The sequence below is a fragment of the Shimia sp. R9_2 genome, from assembly GCF_017743735.1.
Lineage (GTDB): Bacteria > Pseudomonadota > Alphaproteobacteria > Rhodobacterales > Rhodobacteraceae > Shimia.
This window is the reverse complement of sequence record NZ_JAGHRO010000002.1, coordinates 74,943-91,318: the sequence shown is the minus strand read 5'-3', so window position 1 is coordinate 91,318 and position 16,376 is coordinate 74,943. Positions and strand designations below refer to the sequence as shown.

Genomic DNA, 16,376 nt, shown 5'->3' with positions numbered 1-16,376 from the left:
TGGGGGCGCGTTTGTAGCCCACGCAGATGACATTCCCGCCAGCGGCTTTTGCGCCGCTTGCAGGGGGCTGAAATTTCGGCTTTACCTTCGCGCGCGAACAAACCTGCGGAGCCGAAAATGTCCCAAGATCCAGCCCTTCTGTTGCAAATGCTTGTGCTTTTGCTTGCCATCGGCGCGCTTGCCGGGGTCCTTGCGGGACTTTTGGGCGTGGGCGGTGGCATCGTCTTGGTGCCTGCTTTTTTCTATGCGTTTTCCGCACTTGGCTATGACGGGCCGCAGCTGATGCAGATTTGTCTGGCGACCTCTCTGGCGACCATCATTGTGACCTCGCTGCGCTCTGTGGCGAGCCACAACAAAAAAGGTGCCGTGGATTGGGAGATCCTGCGTGGGTGGGCACCGGGCATTGCCGTTGGGGCTGTGATTGGCGTGCTGGTCGCGGCCAACCTGCGCTCGGTCACATTGCAGATTGTCTTTGGCGGTCTCGCGCTGGTGATTGGCGCCTATATGGGGCTGGGCAAAGCGCATTGGCGGCTGGGTCAGGCCATGCCCAAAGGGGCAGGGCGGCTTTCGCTGAGCCCGGCGGTCGGGTTCCTCTCTGTGCTGATGGGCATTGGCGGGGGCAGCTTTGGCGTGCCGCTGATGACGCTGTTTAACGTACCGATCCATCGCGCTGTGGCCACGGCGGCTGGATTTGGCGTCACCATTGCTGTGCCTGCGGTGATTGGTTTTCTGTTTATGGAGATCGATCCGGCCAGCCGCCCGCCGCTGACCATCGGCGCGGTCAATATGGTGGCGTTTTTCATCATCATTGCCATGACGCTCATCACCGCGCCGTTTGGGGTGAAGCTTGCGCATTCCATGGACCCCAAACCGCTCAAGCGCGTCTTTGCCGTGTTCCTGACGCTGGTGGCGCTGAACATGCTGCGAAAGGCCTTCGGATGGTAACCGATTTTGCGGCGCGCGGTTGGGCCAAGCTGCCGTATGATGCGGCGGTGCGCGATTGGGCAGCCTCCGCCTGGCAGGCCGGGCAGATTGCCAAAGATGCGCCGGAGCACGCGCTTTGGTGGGATTGCGAGAACACCTGGTTCATTGGTGTGGATGCGCTGCCAAATGACGCGGCGGGGGCGATTGGTACAGGACCAGCCCTGACCGGCGCGCCGGTGGAGACCCTTCAGGCGCTGTATGGTGAGGTTTTGCCGCTGCACCCCGGGCAGCTTTCCATTACTTATCCGGGTTACCCGAGACCGCGCATGGGCGAAAGTGAGGCCGGGTTTCGCTATCGTATCAAGCGGGACGCTGCCCATCTGGACGGGTTGCAAAAGGGCGAGGATGGCGGGCGCTATATTGCGGAGCCGCACGCCTGGATATTGGGTCTGCCGCTCACGGAGAATGTAGACACCGAAGCCCCTTTGGTGATCTGGGAAGGCAGTCACGAGATCATGCGCACGGCTTTGCTGGACGCGCTGGCGGCGCATCCGCAAGACATGTGGCATGCGGTGGATTTGCAAGCGCCCTATCAGGCTGCGCGCAAACAGGTGTTTGAGACGTGCACCAGGGTGAAGCTGATCGCCCAGCCCGGCGAGGCGATCCTGATGCACCGGCTGTCTGTACATGGAGTCTCGGCATGGGAGAGTGAGTCGGAGGATCTCCCCTCGTGTGAGTGTCGTGCCATTGCCTATTTTCGCCCGATACTGCCAGGCGGTGCGGTGGCCTGGCTTGCGAATACCTGAGGTTTTAGAGGCTGTTATCGGGAGATTTCGCGAACAGTTCGCCCTATAGGTGTGGATTGGATACAGCTGGGAAACGCTCGTTAACTAAGCATTTATTTTCCTAAAAATTGAGTTTAGATTTCGTCTACATCTTTATGCGAGTACGATTTTTAGGGGCACTGAATCGATGGAACTATTGATTTTGCTTGGGCTTGTGGCTGCTGGTGGCGCAGCGGCCATGGTGGCTGATTCTGACGGCGGTGATGATGACGTGTCGTTTGAAGAGCAGGAAGGCACCGAAGAAGGTGATGAGCTGCTGGGTGGAGATGGTCCTGACCGCATTGATGGTGGGGCAGGTGACGACACAATTGTGGGCGCAGGCAGCGGCGATGAGCTTTCAGGCAGCGCGGACAATGACAACATCCGGGGCGGACCTGGTGGGGATCGCATTTCTGGCGGTAATGGCGATGACGTGCTGCTCGGAGAGAATGGCAACGACACCATCCTAGCTGGCTGGGGCAATGACTCTGTGGATGGCGGCAGCGGATCTGATCGTCTCGAAGGCTCCAATGGCAATGACAGTATCGTTGGTGGCGACGACAACGACACGCTTCTGGGCGAAGACGGCAATGACACCCTGCTTGGCGGTTTCGGCAGCGATGTTTTGGATGGCGGCACTGGCAATGACAGCCTCAAAGGTGGCACCGACAATGATGAACTGAGCGGTGGCGATGATGAAGACACGCTGCATGGCGGTGATGGTGATGATACCCTTTTGGGTGGTGCAGATGATGATGCATTGATCGGCAATGGTGGCGCAGACCGTCTGGATGGGGGAGCTGGTGACGACGAACTGTTGGGTGTCGACCTTGATCGTAGCAACAGTGGTGTGTTTGTTGACGATAATGGCGCGGATACGCTGATAGGAGGATCCGGCGACGATATCTTCGCTCTGGGCTCTGGGGATTCTGCTGAAGGTGGCTCTGGAAATGATGTCTTCATTACCGGCGAATGGGTCGGGGAAGATAACCTGCCCCAGATTTCTGACTTCTCGACTACCGAAGACCAACTTGTGATCTATATTCCGACTTCGGAAACCCCGGCCGCGGTTACGGTCACTCCGTCGACAGAGCTTGGGGATGGTTGGTTTACCGTGACCTATGACGGTCAGGACGTTGCTGAAGTGTTCGGGCGCGGGTTTAGCGCGGCCAACGTAGCCGTGATCAACAGCGTGCGTGCTCCGGCTTCATAAACCTCACTGGTATACGAAGTTGTATAAATAGGGGCACGCTGAAGACGGGCGTGCCCCTTTTTACCGCTTCAGCCGTGCTGCCCGTCCACCGCGGCGTTGTTTGAGTTGTGGGGCGCGTGTGGGCAGCTCTGCCATGATCGTGCCGCGTTCGTCTTGGGACATCTGCGACCAGCGGGTGATCTCGTCGATGGTGCGCAGACAGCCGGTGCAGATCCGGGCTTCCGGATGCACAACGCAGACTTGTATGCACGGGCTTTCAACCTCGTTACGTTTCCAAACGCTGTCCTTGCTCACGTCGTGCTCCCCAAGTGGTTTAGTCGGTCCAAGACCCCTTGCAGGATATAGGAGGCGGCCACATGGTCGATCACCTCTGCGCGACGTTTACGTGACGTATCCGCCTCAAGAAGCGCCCGTTCTGCCGCCACGGTGGACAAGCGCTCGTCCCAGAAGCCGATGGGCACCGACACCAGCGGGGCGAGATTGCGGGCAAAGGCGCGGGTGGACTGGGCGCGGGGGCCTTCGGAGCCGTCCATATTGCGTGGCAACCCCAGGATGATCCCGCCAATGGCGCGTTCATTGAGGAGGGTCACCAGCCGCTGTGCGTCCACACCAAATTTCTTGCGCTTCACCGTCTCAATCGGCGTGGCCACAGTGCGTAGACCGTCGCTCACCGCCACACCGATGGTCTTGGTGCCCAAATCGAGCCCCATCAACGCTGTCATGGGCGCAAGATTGGGAGCGAGGTCTTCGATGGTTTCAAAAATGGTGGTGGTCATTGCAGCAACCCCGCACGTGCGGCACCGGCGCGCACGATCTCCAGCGCCTCCGGGACCGATACAAAGATTTGCTGCGCCTCGTTCCAGATCGCCTGCGCGCGCTCTGTTTCGCCGAGCACGCCATAAGAGCTGATCAGCTGCGCCCATTCCTGCGGAGTGCCACCTTCGGTCGCCAGACGGTCAGACAGCTGTGCCACCATTCCCTGGATCATCGCTTGCCGATCCTCCGCGCTCAGCTCTTCGGCGGCGGCAAGATCCTCGTCAGACGGGCCGACCGGACCAGCGTGCGGGGCAGGGGGCATTTTGTAATCCACACCGGCATACCAGGCGAGTTCTGAAATGGTGTTGCGGATGGCGGGCACCCAAGGGGCGTCTGCCGGGCTTTGGCGCAGGACCTGATCCCAGAGGCGGAAAGCGGCATCGGGGCGGCCGTTCTGCCACATCATCAGACCCAGATAGTAGCGGCCAAGATTGTTCAGCGGGTCAATCCGCAGGGCGGCGCGCAGGCTGACCTCGGCTTCTGGTGAGACATAGTTCTGCGCGCCTGCGATCAGCAAATTTGCATGCAGCACATAATCACCAGCCGTCGCATTGTCGCCTTTCAGCGCAATCACCTGTGCCTGTGCCTCATAAGCGGCTTTGTGGTTGCCCAAGGTAGATTCGTTGCGTGCCAGAAGCATTTGACCGCGCAGATCATCCGGTTTTTCGGCCACTGCCGCGCGCAATTTGGTCATCAGCTCGGCAAACTCAGGGTCAGGCGCGGGCAGGGGCACGGGCGTCTGCTCGGCTTCCATTTCCGCCTGAGACGGGCGTGCCTTCATGTCCTCGGCCAGGGTCTCCAGGCGCACCTGCAGAGGCATGTCCCGGTGTCCGGGGGTGCCAAGCCAGACATAGAGGCCAAAGCTGCTGGCCGCGACGATCAGCATCAGCACCGCCGCCATGGCCTTGGTGCCGCCACCGGTCTTTTCTGCATCGTTTTCATGGTTTTGCATCTGGGCGTCGGCGGCCAGAATGCGACGCGAAATTTCGGTGCGCATCCGCTCGGCATCCTCAGCGCCGATTACGCCTCGCGCCAGATCGCGGTCCACTTCCTTGAGCTGGTCGCGATAGACACGCAGGTCATAGGCGGCGGGGTGCTCTTCGTCCTCACGGCGCCGCAAAAGCGCCAAAGCCAACATCGCAGCGGTGATCCCGGTCAGCGCAGCGGCAACAATCCAGAAAATCATGGGTACTCCATCAAGTTGGCTCCCATGTAGTGTCGCATAGGGGGCTGGAAAAGGGAAAATCACACATCTGACACCCCATGTCGCAACCAGTCCTCAAATGGGCGCTTTAATCTCGGACGACGCAGGTGCAAAAAGATCATATTCTCAGATAAGTTGCCTCATATCGGAATCACGCATCATGAGAAGATATTCAGCCTTTGCAATCGCCCGCGAAGCCGCCCGCTACCACACTGGCTGGGAACGGGCTTGGCGCTCGCCGGAACCCAAGAAGAAATATGATGTGATCATCGTTGGTGCCGGTGGGCACGGACTGGCCACCGCTTTCTATCTCGGCAAGAACTTCGGTATCACCAATGTGGCGATCATCGAGAAGGGCTGGCTGGGCGGCGGGAACACCGGTCGTAACACCACGATCATCCGCTCCAACTATCTGCAGGATCCTTCCGCAGCGCTCTATGAAAAAGCGCGTTCGCTTTATGAGACCATGTCTCAGGACCTGAACTACAACGTGATGTTCTCCCCACGCGGCGTGATCATGCTGGCGCAGACCGAGCATGAGGTGCGCGGCTATCAGCGGACCGCACATGCCAATGCGCTGCAGGGTGTGAAGACCGAGTTCATCGGCCCTGAGCGCGTGAAAGAGCTGGTGCCGATCATCAACATCGATGGCCCACGCTATCCGGTTCTGGGCGGTCTCTGGCAGGAACGCGGCGGCACCGGTCGTCACGATGCTGTGGCCTGGGGCTATGCCCGTGCCTGCTCTGACATGGGCATGGACATCATCCAGAAATGCGAAGTGACCGGCGTGCGCCAAGAGGGCGGCAAGGTCACCGGTGTGGACACCACCAAAGGTCCGATTGACTGTGACAAGCTTGGTCTTGTTGTGGCGGGCAACTCCGGTGCGCTGGCCAATATGGCGGGCTTCCGCCTGCCAATGGAATCTGTTGCGCTGCAGGCGCTGGTGTCAGAGCCGATCAAACCCTGCATGGATGTGGTTGTGATGGCCAACACCGTGCACGGCTATATGTCTCAGTCTGACAAAGGCGAGATGGTGATCGGCGGCGGCACCGACGGGTTCAACAACTACACCCAACGCGGCAGCTTCCACCACATTGAGGAAACCGTGCGCGCGCTGTGCGAAACCTTCCCAATGGTCAGCCGCCTGAAGATGCTGCGCCAGTGGGGCGGCATCGTGGATGTGACCGGCGACCGTTCCCCTGTGATTGGCAAGACCCCGCTGGGCAACTGCTTCATCAACGCAGGCTGGGGCACCGGCGGCTTTAAAGCCATTCCGGGCGGCGGCTGGGCCACGGCTGAGCTGATTGCGAAAGGCGAACCAGGCCCGCTCTCAGCGGAATTTGGTATGGAACGTTTCATCGAAGGCCGCTTCATCGACGAAAGCGTTGCGGCCGGGGTGGCGCACTGATGGCGCATCTTTTCAATCTTCGTAGCCCGGCCACGCCGGGCCGCGCCCGACCCTCCCCCTGGGAGGGCGCTTTCAGCACCCACCCAGGGTCAGGCGCGACCCTTTCGAGAAACAACGGATTAAGAACCCTGAGAACTCACACCAATCTGGTGACTATTAGAAATCTCGGCGCTGTTGTTGGACGTCAGTTTGTTGTCAGGCTGATGGGTTTTCTTTTCGGAAAAACGGCGCTGGTATCGATAGCGCAGCCCAATTGCGATCGCGCCAATGGGCACAATCGAGAACATAATCAGACTAATTACGGTGCGTGTTTCCATAACAATCACCCTAGGAATGAAACGGGAGAGTTTCAATGCTAACCCTTCAATGCCCCTATTGCGGCGTTCATGCCGAAGAGACCGAACTGCACGCCGAAGGCGAAGCGCATCTGAAGCGTTTTGGCCCCGGCTCGGCGGATGAGGACTTTGAAGGCTACCTCTTCATGCGCGAAAACCCAAAGGGTGTGCATTTTGAGCGCTGGCGTCATTCCAACGGCTGCGGCAAGTTCTTCCTTGCGGCCCGCTGCACCATGACACTTCAGGTCTTTGGCACCTATTCCGCGCAGACGCTGGAGCCGCCACAAGACATCAAAGACAAGATCACCGCGACCTACCCGGGCTGGAGCTGGCGCGAGTTCTCCTGATCTTCATCTTGCCGAAATACTCCCGTCGGAGGCATCTGACGGATCAACCCATGCAAAGGGCTGACATATGAGCACAAGACTTTCCACAGGTGGGCGCCTTCTCAATCGCTCCAAACAGGTGAAATTCACCTTCAACGGCAAGCAGATGACCGGCTATGCGGGTGATACGCTCGCTTCCGCGCTTCTGGCCAACGATCAGATGCTGATGGGCCGGTCGTTCAAATACCACCGTCCGCGTGGGGTTGTGGCCTCCGGTGCCGAAGAGCCCAACGCTCTGGTGAACCTCGGGCAGGGTGGCAAGTTTGAGCCAAACCAGCGCGCCACCACCACCGAGCTGTTTGACGGCCTGTCTGCGACATCGCAGAACCACTGGCCCAGCCTTGAGATGGACATCGGTGTTGTGAACAACTACGCCGCGCGCTTCCTGCCGGCTGGTTTCTACTACAAAACTTTCATGGCGCCCGCGGCGGCCTGGAAACATGTGTTTGAGCCGATTGTGCGCCAGTCTGCCGGTCTCGGCAAAGCGCCAAAGGACCGCGATGCCGATCGCTATGAGCATTTCTATGCCTTCTTTGATGTGGTTGTTGTGGGCGGCGGTATCGCCGGTCTGCAGGCGGCCAAAGCGGCAGCTGACAGCGGTGCCAAGGTTCTGCTGATGGAGCAGACCGCCCATTGGGGTGGCCGCGCTGCTGTTGACGGCGGCACCGTGGATGGCCGCGATGTGGCAGACTACATCGACGCCACTGTGGCCGCGCTTGAGGCGATGGACAATGTTACCCTGCGCAACCGCATGATGGGGGCAGGGGTTTATGACCACGGCTACGTGCTGGGTTATGAGCGCCTGACCGACCACGCGCCGCTGACCGATGGTCCGCGTCACCGCCTGTGGCGCATCCGCGCCAAACAGATTGTCACCGCCACCGGTGCGATTGAGCGCCCGCTGTCTTTCGCAGGCAACGACATTCCCGGTGTGATGCTGGCCAGCGCCCTGCGCGACTATGTGGTGAACTTCGGCGTGTCCTCCGGCGACCGCACTGTGGTTGTCACCAACAATGACGACGCCTACCGCACCGCGATCGCGCTGAAGAAAGCCGGTCTGGATGTGCCTGCTGTGATCGACGCCCGCCCACTTGGCGGCGGCAAGCTGATGGATGAGGCGAAAGCGCTCGGCATCCGCGTTGAGATCGGCAAAGGCATTGCCAAGGTCCAAGGCGGCAAGCGCGTGGTTGGCGTTGCCATCTGCACGCAAGAAGGCGAAGGCGCTGCTCTGGAAGAGATCTCCTGTGACGCGGTGGCCATGTCTGGCGGCTGGTCTCCGGTGGTGCACCTCTGGTCCCACTGCGGCGGCAAGCTGATCTGGGATGAGACACAGGCGCATTTCCGCCCCGACGCGGACCGCGCACCAACAAGCCATGACGGCAAGCCATTTGTCGCCACCGCAGGCAGCGCAAGCGGCCCGCTCGGCTTGGCCGAAATTCTGGAGAACGCCCATGCGGCCGGTGTGGCTGCTGCGGCAGCGACCGGTTTTGACGGCGGCGCGGCAGAAGCTCCCAAAGGGGAAACCACTGCAGAGGCCGCAATGCAGGCTGTGTGGCTGATGCCGCAGGGCGCTGGCCCGAAACTGCGCATGAAAGCCTGGCTGGATTACCAGAACGACGTGAAGGTTTCTGACGTTCGTCTTGCGGCTCAGGAAGGCTATGAGAGCGTGGAGCACACCAAGCGTTACACCACGCTTGGCATGGCGACCGATCAGGGTAAGTTGAGCAACATCAACGGCTTGGCGGTTCTTTCTGATGCGCTGAACCAGCCGATCCCGGCGACCGGCACCACCACCTTCCGCCCGCCATACACGCCGATCTCCATGGGCGCGATTGCCGGTGAGGCACGTGACGAGGTGTTCCAGCCGATCCGCCGCACCACGATCCATGACTGGCATGAGGCCAATGAGGCCTTCTTTGAGCCGGTGGGCCACTGGCGTCGCCCGTACTGCTTCCCGCGCAAGGGGGAGACCCACGCGGATGCGGTGACCCGCGAGATCCGTCAGACACGGGACTCCGTGGGCCTGCTGGATGCCTCCACGCTGGGTAAGATCATCGTCAAGGGTCCGGATGCGGGCAAATTCCTCGACATGCTCTACACCAACATGATGAGCACGCTGAAGCCGGGCAAATGCCGCTACGGTCTGATGTGTAACGAGAACGGCTTCCTGATTGACGACGGCGTTGTCGCCCGCATCGACGAGGACACCTATCTCTGCCACACCACCACCGGGGGCGCAGAGCGCATCCACGGCTGGATGGAAGACTGGCTGCAGTGCGAGTGGTGGGACATGAAGGTCTTCACCGCCAATGTCACCGAGCAATATGCACAAATCGCGGTTGTGGGCCCGAACGCTCGCAAGGTGATCGAAAAGCTTGGCGGCGATATGGATGTCTCCAAAGAAGGCCTCGCCTTCATGGAGTGGAAAGACGGCAAGATTGGCGAATTTGACGCCCGTGCTTACCGGATTTCCTTCTCTGGCGAGCTGTCCTACGAGATCGCCGTGCCAGCGAGCCAGGGCCGCGCCTTCTGGGATGCGCTTCTGGAGGCAGGCAAAGAGTTCAACATCATGCCTTATGGCACCGAAGCGCTGCACGTGATGCGGGCCGAAAAAGGCTTCATCATGATTGGGGACGAAACCGATGGCACTGTGATCCCGCAGGATCTCAACATGCAGTGGGCGATCTCCAAGAAGAAAGAGGACTTCCTCGGCAAACGTGCGCAGACGCGGGATCACATGGCCTCTGAGGATCGTTGGAAGCTGGCAGGCTTTGAAACCGTGGATGGCTCTGTCATTCCGGATGGCGCCTACATCGTGGGCACCGGCACCAATGCCAACAACCAACGCAACGTGCAGGGCCGTGTCACCTCGACCTACTATTCGCCAACGCTGGATCGCGGCATCGCAATGGGCCTGATCCACGGCGGTATGAAACGCCTCGGTGATGTGGTTGAGTTCAACAAAGTGGACGGCACCACCGTTCAGGCCAAAGTGGTCGATCCGGTGTTCTATGACAAAGATGGGGAGAAGCAGAATGTCTAAGGCTGTGAGCGCCCTGCAAGGGGCATCGTTTGAGGGCTTTGCAAAAGTCGAGGAAACTGGCCTGCGTGGCATGATCACCCTGCGTGGTGATCTGGCAAGCGCGGAAATGGCGGCAGCGGTGAAAGCTGCCACCGGAGCCGACATGCCTGCGCTGCGCAAAGTGGTCACCGGGGACAAAGGCGCGGTCGCCTGGATGTCGCCGGATGAGCTGTTGGTGGTTGTGGACTATGCAACGGTCAACAACACTGTGGCTGTGCTGACAGAGGCGCTGTCTGGCGTTCATGCGCTGGTGGCCAATGTCTCTGACGCCCGTGCGGTTTACCGTGTGTCTGGTGAACACAGCCCTGATGTGCTGGCCAAACTGGCACCGGTGGACTTTGGCAAAGATGCCTTTGGCGCGGGCGACATCCGCCGCTCCCGCTTTGCCCAAGTGCCGGCTGCGGTCTGGGGCAATGCGGATGGGAGCTTTGAAGTGATCTGCTTCCGCTCTGTGGCACAATATGTCTTTGACCTGCTCAAAGTCTCCGCGGAGAAGGGCGGCGAGGTCGGGTTTCACTAAGCCCCGCTTGGCCTCCACAGTCTAGGGGCGCGGCGGCTTACCTGAGAAAAAGAGAGCACCGGCGCGATTGAAATAGATCGCCCGGTGCTTTTCATTTCAGGCCTTGTGAAAATCGCAAACGCCGCTGCCGCGATAGGTGGTCTCGCTGCCACGTAGCGTGCCCGCACGAATGGTGATTTTGCCGGTTTGGGTGTTGAGCGAGGCAACATAGTGCAAGCTCACCATCCTATCGGTCATAACCGCGCCATTTGGGTTCACTTCCAGTTCAACAGGCAGCGTCCACTTGAGTTTGGCCTTATTCTTTTTCCGGGTCACCTTAACAGGCGTCGCACGGCCGGCAAACCGCATGCCCACGCCATCCACCACAAACACATTGCCATTTCGGTGCATGGTGAAAGCATAGGCGGGCGCAATCCAATCCCCGCCTTTGTCGCCGGGTTTCATTTGGCAGTTGATCAGCATGGATGCCGTTGGCAGCTGTGTCGCCAAGACCGGTGCCGCACCAAAGATGAAGAGCGCGGCTGCGGCCGTGCAGCGCAGGAAAGAGGTTGGCATTCAATATCCCTACTATAAGAGTCGGATTTTGTATACACGCCTAAGGAGACCCATCCAACAGGCCAGTTGGCGTAAACCTTTGCGAAAGCGCCCGATCTGTGCCGCTCCGCGCTTTGGGACGCCTACCGATGACACAAAACCGGCGCGGCAAATCAGGAAGTTTTCCGCTTTGCCCTTGACCTTACCTGCCATTCAGCCCCATCTGTCTTCACATAAAATTCGCGCAACAGAAGAGGATGCTGCAATGGCTTTCGAACTCCCCGATCTTCCTTACGCTCACGACGCTCTGGCCGACAAAGGCATGTCCGCTGAGACGCTGGAATTCCACCATGACCTGCACCACAAAGCTTATGTCGACAACGGCAACAAGCTGATCGCGGGCACCGAGTGGGACGGCAAAACGATGGAAGAAATCATCGTTGGCACCTATGACGCAAACGCAGTTGCGCAGAACGGCATCTTCAACAACATCTCCCAGCTTTGGAACCACAACCAGTTCTGGGAAATGATGGGCCCTGGCGCATCCGCAATGCCGGGTGAGCTGGAAAAAGCGCTGGTAGAGAGCTTTGGCTCCGTTGAAGAGTTCAAATCCCAATTCGCCGCCGCAGGCGCTGGCCAGTTCGGCTCCGGCTGGGCGTGGCTCGTGAAAAACGCAGACGGCTCTCTGGCGGTGACCAAGACCGAAAACGGCGTGAACCCGCTCTGCTTCAACCAGACCGCTCTGCTGGGCTGTGATGTGTGGGAGCACTCCTACTACATCGACTACCGCAACAAGCGCCCGGCGTATCTGGACAACTTCCTGAACAACCTGGTGAACTGGGAAAACGTCGCATCCCGGATGTGATTGCGTGACCCGTAGAGGTTTCATCAAAGGCCTGCTGGGAGTGATCCTGGCAGGCTTTTTTGCGGCCACTTACGGCTTTTTTATTGAGCCTGCGTTGCGCATTCGGGTGAAGCGCTGGCGCATTCGCCGTGAAGACTGGACAGCAACACCGTTAAAAATCGCTGTTTTGTCCGATCTTCATGTGGGCGAGCCTTTTGTCGGGCTCAAACGGGTGGCCCGATTGGTCAAACGCATCAATGCGTTGGATGCGGATCTGGTTTTGTTGCTGGGTGATTTTGCGGCGGGGCATAGGTTCATCACCGCTCCTGTCAAAATTCAAGATGTTGCGCCGATCCTTGGCGATATCAGAGCCAAATACGGGGTGTTTGGCGTGTTGGGCAACCACGACTGGTGGGATGATTTGAGTGCGCAGAAGCGCGGAAGTGGCCCTAATCTTTATGCCGAAACACTGAAAGAAAACGGAATACCTGTTCTCTCAAACCAAGCGATGAAGCTTAAGGAGCCGGGCATTTGGCTCGCGGGGCTTGAAGATCAGCTCGCGATCCTGAAAGGCCATGGGCGTTTTGCGGGTCTGGATGATCTCCCCGGCACTTTGGAGCAGATCGAAGACGACGGTGCGCCGGTTGTGCTCATGGCGCATGAGCCGGATGTGTTTCCCAATGTCCCCTCACGTGTCGCTCTTACACTCAGCGGGCACACACATGGCGGGCAAGTGCGCTTGTTTGGCTGGTCGCCGATTGTTCCTTCGCGTTACGGCAACCGCTTTGCCTACGGGCATGTGAGGGAAGAAGGGCGGGATTTGGTGATCTCAGGCGGCATCGGCTGCTCGATTATGCCGGTGCGATTTGGAGTGGTGCCTGAAATCACGGTGATTGAGATATCCGCGTGAGGTGGCGATCCGTCCCATGCAAATGCAGGCAAGCAATCTGTATTTGGAGTAAATTTATTTCTTGATAAAAATAATCGGATTATTAAGTCTGCGGTGTTGTGGAGATGTCAGATCAGGGGACCAACATGCCAAAACCGCCGCCCAGAAAACTTGAAGTGCTCCGCACCGAGCAGATCACACCAAATATGCTGCGCGTGACACTGGGCGGTGCAGATCTGGCGGGTTTCCCTGAAGGGCGGGAGGGCGGCTATATCAAGCTGCTCTTCCCTGAGGCATCTGTTAGCACACCAGAGCGGCCGGTGATGCGCACCTATTCCATTCGGGCTTTTGATGCGGCGCAAGGCACCTTGTCTGTGGATTTTGCGCTACATGGCGACGCCGGAGGGGTGGCGACAGAATGGGCGCAGGGGGCGCAGCCGGGGGATCAGATCATGATCGCTGGACCGGGCAGTATCCGGATGGCCGATCCGGAGGCCGATTGGCATCTGCTCGCGGCGGATATGACGGGCATTCCTGCGCTGATGTGCAATCTGGATCGCTTGCCGGAGAGCGCCAGCGGATATGTCGTGGTGGAGATCACCTCTGAAGCTGACAAGCAGCCGCTCTCACTGCCCGCTGGAATGGTGGTGCAGTGGATTGTGAACCCGACACCAGATCAGACCAAAGGCCGCCTTGTGGAGGCCATCAAGGCGCTCCCGTGGCGTGAGGGGCGGGTGAGTGTGTGGACGGCCTGTGAGTTTGACAGCATGCGCGCTCTGCGCAGCTATTACCGCACCGACCGCGGTGTGGACCGCGATCAGATTTATCTGTCCAGTTACTGGCGGGCAGGGCGCACCGAGGACCAGCACAAGATCGACAAACAAGCCGACAGCAAAGCCGCCGCCTGAGGCTTATGCGAGCGCGGCGTCGAGCATCGCCTGCAGCTCCGCCACATCGCTGGCAACCTGCACAAAGTCGCGCAGGGAGGCATCGGCAAAGCCTTGCGCGATCACATGATCCACAAGACCGATCAGCGGATCCCAGAAGCCGTTGATGTTCAGCAGCACGATGGGCTTGGCGTGCAGTTTCAGCTGCCGCCAGGTGAGCACCTCAAAGAACTCATCAAGCGAGCCCGCGCCACCGGGCAAAACCACGATCGCATCACAATTCATAAACATGACTTTTTTGCGCTCATGCATGTTTTCGGTTACGATGAAATTGGTGAGGTCGGTCTTTCCCACCTCCCATTCCAAAAGGTGTGTCGGGATCACGCCGAAAGTCTCTGCACCGGATGCCTGCGCGGCGTTTGCCACGGCTCCCATCAAGCCCACATCCCCCGCGCCATAGACCAATCGCCAGTTGTTTTCGGCAAAGCTTGCGCCAAACTGTTCGGCGGCTGTCTGATAGGCCGCATCCCCGCCGGAACGTGAGCCGCAAAAGACACAGATCGAGCGCGTTGTCATGAAATTCTCCAATATGATCAATGCTGTTTTGACCACAAATAAAGCGGTTGCTAAGGTCTCTCAACCAAGATGGCGACAGAATTTGGGGGTTTGTCGGCGATGACTGAGAAAGCATCAGGGCTCAGCGGAAATATTGTCTGGGTGGCCGGAGTTGTGGTGGCGATGGGCGTGTCCGTCTATGCGCTGGTTGCGACTGGTGTGCTGGATGGCAGTGCGCCGGAAGAGACCCCGGTCGTTGCCGCCGAACCTGCACCTGCACCTGCACCTCAGAGAAACACGTCTGAAGCGGCGGAGCCAGTGGACACAGCCGCAGACCCTGCGCTTTCTGATGGGCAAACTATCGCTGAGAGCGAAACCGCGCCGAAGGCTGTTGAACAGACCGTGATCGCTGATGCGCCGAAAGCCGAGGCGGCAGAAGCCCCAACAAACGACACCGCACAAACGGCTGCTGCACCTGTCACTGAGGCACCGACATTTGATCTTGTGCGGGTGGATGCAGAGGGCAACACTGTGGTCGCCGGGGCGGCTGCGCCCAATGCGGTTTTGGCCATTCTTCTGGACGGGGTTGAAATCGCGACCTCTCCTGCTGACAGCACCGGGCAATTTGCGGCCATTCTGTCGATTGCGCCAAGTGATGCGCCGCGCGTTTTGTCTTTGGTCGAGCGGCGCGACGCGGGCGATGTGCCTTCTGACGCGACGGTGATTGTGGCCCCCGTTCTGGCGGTTGCGGCACCCGTTCCAACGGTAGCAGAGGAGGCCGCGCCTGCCACCGATGTTGCGGCGGCTCAAGGGTCTGACACACCGGCCGCTGAGACCGAGCTGGCTGAGGGCGAGAACGTCCAGACTGAAGCCGACGTGGCCGTGGCTGATGCGGCGACAGCTGAAACCGTTGAGACGGCGGAGCAGGCGGCACCTGTCGCCGCTGCCTCCAAAGCACCAGCGGTGATCGTCTCAGATTCCCAAGGGGTGCGCGTTTTGCAGCCCGCAGCGCCGGCGGACACATCTGAAGAAGTGCTCGCGGCGGTCTCCATTGACTCGATCAGCTACACAGACACGGGCGCGGTGATGGTCTCCGGGCGCGGCGCGGCGGGGCTGTTTGTGCGGCTCTATCTGAACAACGCGCTTGCGGCCGAGGCGGCAGTGGACGCGAGCGGTATGTGGAGCAGCCAATTGGCCGATGTGGCGGGTGGGCTTTATGAGATGCGTGCCGACGAGGTGGACAAGAGCGGTAAGGTGACCTCTCGTGTGCTGACACCGTTTAAGCGCGAAACACCTGAGACTGTGGCCCAAGCGCGGGCGCAGGCTGATGCCACTGCTGCCAATCAGCAGACTGTGGCCGATGCGGCCCCAGCGAATGAGGAAACCACCGCTGCTGTACCCGTTGAACCAATGGAGAGCGCGGATCAGCCAGTAGCGTCTGTGGAGCAGGCCGAGCCCGCGCAGGTGGCAGTAGCGCCTAAACCTGAAGAGACTGTAGAGGCCGCAGCGGCCGCCGAAACCGCGACTGACACAGCTGAAAGCACCGCGCCAGACGTGACCACCGCACTTGAGGCGCCGTCACCCGCGCCGGAAGCGGCAGCGCCGAACGTTGCGCAAGCAAGCGAAGATGCGCCTGTTGCCAGTGCGGAGAGTGCACCGGTTGTGACAACCGCCTCAACATCTGAGGCCGCACCATCGGCGGAGGCCACCAAGCCAGCGGTGCAGATTGTCACCGTACAGCCTGGCTCCTCGCTTTGGGCGATTGCGCGGGACCGCTACGGCGAAGGCCTGATGTATGTGCGCGTTTTTGAGGCCAACAAAGAGAAGATTCAGAACCCGGACCTGATCTATCCGGGGCAAGTCTTTGCGGTTCCTGAACAATAAGCATCTGAGACATGTTGCAGGGGTGGCATGTCCTGCTGCCAGTGATTAAGTTTGCCCGGCTCACCCACAAG

At 59.6% G+C, this 16,376-nt stretch carries 17 protein-coding genes; 11 read left to right on the top strand and 6 right to left on the bottom strand.

Annotated elements, in window-relative coordinates; translation table 11 throughout:
• Positions 1-117: 117 nt before the first annotated feature.
• The 3 genes from J7400_RS04975 to J7400_RS04965 all read left to right on the top strand — a co-directional run bounded on the left by J7400_RS04975 (position 118) and on the right by J7400_RS04965 (position 2,961).
• Positions 118-945, top strand: coding sequence for a sulfite exporter TauE/SafE family protein (locus J7400_RS04975; protein WP_209060412.1), 828 nt, complete (start codon positions 118-120; stop codon positions 943-945).
• Positions 939-1,730, top strand: coding sequence for a hypothetical protein (locus J7400_RS04970; protein ID WP_209060409.1), 792 nt, complete (start codon positions 939-941; stop codon positions 1,728-1,730). The genes J7400_RS04975 and J7400_RS04970 overlap by 7 nt, the downstream gene beginning before the upstream one ends.
• A 166-nt stretch (positions 1,731-1,896) precedes the next feature.
• On the top strand, positions 1,897-2,961 hold the full coding sequence (locus J7400_RS04965; RefSeq protein ID WP_209060406.1) for a calcium-binding protein: 1,065 nt from the start codon (positions 1,897-1,899) through the stop codon (positions 2,959-2,961).
• Positions 2,962-3,021: 60 nt separating this feature from the next.
• Here the strand turns inward: J7400_RS04965 and J7400_RS04960 are convergent, their stop codons facing one another.
• The 3 genes from J7400_RS04960 to ccmI are packed head-to-tail and all read right to left on the bottom strand — an operon-like array spanning position 3,022 to position 4,963.
• The gene (locus J7400_RS04960; RefSeq protein ID WP_209060405.1) at positions 3,022-3,255 is read right to left on the bottom strand and encodes a DUF1289 domain-containing protein; all 234 of its coding nucleotides are present in this window, start codon (positions 3,253-3,255) and stop codon (positions 3,022-3,024) included.
• The gene (gene ruvX, locus J7400_RS04955; protein WP_209060404.1) at positions 3,252-3,737 is read right to left on the bottom strand and encodes a Holliday junction resolvase RuvX; all 486 of its coding nucleotides are present in this window, start codon (positions 3,735-3,737) and stop codon (positions 3,252-3,254) included. The genes J7400_RS04960 and ruvX overlap by 4 nt, the downstream gene beginning before the upstream one ends.
• Positions 3,734-4,963: a c-type cytochrome biogenesis protein CcmI gene (gene ccmI / locus J7400_RS04950; protein WP_209060403.1), complete on the bottom strand. Its 1,230-nt coding sequence runs from the start codon at positions 4,961-4,963 to the stop codon at positions 3,734-3,736. Before ccmI ends, ruvX begins: the two co-directional genes overlap by 4 nt.
• A 178-nt stretch (positions 4,964-5,141) precedes the next feature.
• On the opposite strand from ccmI, the gene J7400_RS04945 reads away from it, so the two are divergent.
• The gene (locus J7400_RS04945) at positions 5,142-6,389 is read left to right on the top strand and encodes a sarcosine oxidase subunit beta family protein (protein ID WP_209060402.1); all 1,248 of its coding nucleotides are present in this window, start codon (positions 5,142-5,144) and stop codon (positions 6,387-6,389) included.
• Between the two features lie 119 nt (positions 6,390-6,508).
• Here the strand turns inward: J7400_RS04945 and J7400_RS04940 are convergent, their stop codons facing one another.
• Positions 6,509-6,706: a hypothetical protein gene (locus J7400_RS04940; protein ID WP_209060401.1), complete on the bottom strand. Its 198-nt coding sequence runs from the start codon at positions 6,704-6,706 to the stop codon at positions 6,509-6,511.
• A gap of 35 nt (positions 6,707-6,741) precedes the next feature.
• Between J7400_RS04940 and J7400_RS04935 the strand changes: the two genes are divergently transcribed.
• From J7400_RS04935 to J7400_RS04925, 3 genes are all read left to right on the top strand, one after another.
• Complete coding sequence (locus J7400_RS04935; protein WP_209060400.1) at positions 6,742-7,071, top strand: sarcosine oxidase subunit delta; 330 nt, start codon at positions 6,742-6,744, stop codon at positions 7,069-7,071.
• A gap of 67 nt (positions 7,072-7,138) precedes the next feature.
• Positions 7,139-10,153 (top strand): sarcosine oxidase subunit alpha family protein, encoded by a 3,015-nt coding sequence (locus J7400_RS04930; protein WP_209060399.1) that lies wholly within the window; start codon positions 7,139-7,141, stop codon positions 10,151-10,153.
• Positions 10,146-10,712 (top strand): sarcosine oxidase subunit gamma family protein, encoded by a 567-nt coding sequence (locus tag J7400_RS04925; RefSeq protein WP_209060397.1) that lies wholly within the window; start codon positions 10,146-10,148, stop codon positions 10,710-10,712. Before J7400_RS04930 ends, J7400_RS04925 begins: the two co-directional genes overlap by 8 nt.
• A 96-nt stretch (positions 10,713-10,808) precedes the next feature.
• Here J7400_RS04925 and J7400_RS04920 read toward each other — a convergent pair whose 3' ends face one another.
• Positions 10,809-11,267, bottom strand: a complete 459-nt coding sequence (locus J7400_RS04920; RefSeq protein ID WP_209060395.1) for a hypothetical protein — start codon at positions 11,265-11,267, stop codon at positions 10,809-10,811.
• 244 nt (positions 11,268-11,511) lie between these two features.
• Between J7400_RS04920 and J7400_RS04915 the strand changes: the two genes are divergently transcribed.
• The 3 genes from J7400_RS04915 (at position 11,512) to J7400_RS04905 (ending at position 13,887) form a co-directional block, all read left to right on the top strand.
• Positions 11,512-12,111: a superoxide dismutase gene (locus J7400_RS04915; protein WP_209060393.1), complete on the top strand. Its 600-nt coding sequence runs from the start codon at positions 11,512-11,514 to the stop codon at positions 12,109-12,111.
• 4 nt (positions 12,112-12,115) lie between these two features.
• On the top strand, positions 12,116-13,000 hold the full coding sequence (locus J7400_RS04910) for a metallophosphoesterase (protein ID WP_209060391.1): 885 nt from the start codon (positions 12,116-12,118) through the stop codon (positions 12,998-13,000).
• A 125-nt stretch (positions 13,001-13,125) separates the two neighbouring features.
• Positions 13,126-13,887 (top strand): siderophore-interacting protein, encoded by a 762-nt coding sequence (locus J7400_RS04905; protein ID WP_209060389.1) that lies wholly within the window; start codon positions 13,126-13,128, stop codon positions 13,885-13,887.
• A gap of 3 nt (positions 13,888-13,890) precedes the next feature.
• Here J7400_RS04905 and J7400_RS04900 read toward each other — a convergent pair whose 3' ends face one another.
• Positions 13,891-14,442, bottom strand: a complete 552-nt coding sequence (locus J7400_RS04900) for a TIGR00730 family Rossman fold protein (RefSeq protein WP_209060388.1) — start codon at positions 14,440-14,442, stop codon at positions 13,891-13,893.
• A gap of 99 nt (positions 14,443-14,541) precedes the next feature.
• Between J7400_RS04900 and J7400_RS04895 the strand changes: the two genes are divergently transcribed.
• The gene (locus J7400_RS04895) at positions 14,542-16,305 is read left to right on the top strand and encodes a LysM peptidoglycan-binding domain-containing protein (protein ID WP_209060386.1); all 1,764 of its coding nucleotides are present in this window, start codon (positions 14,542-14,544) and stop codon (positions 16,303-16,305) included.
• The last annotated feature ends 71 nt before the right edge of the window (positions 16,306-16,376 follow it).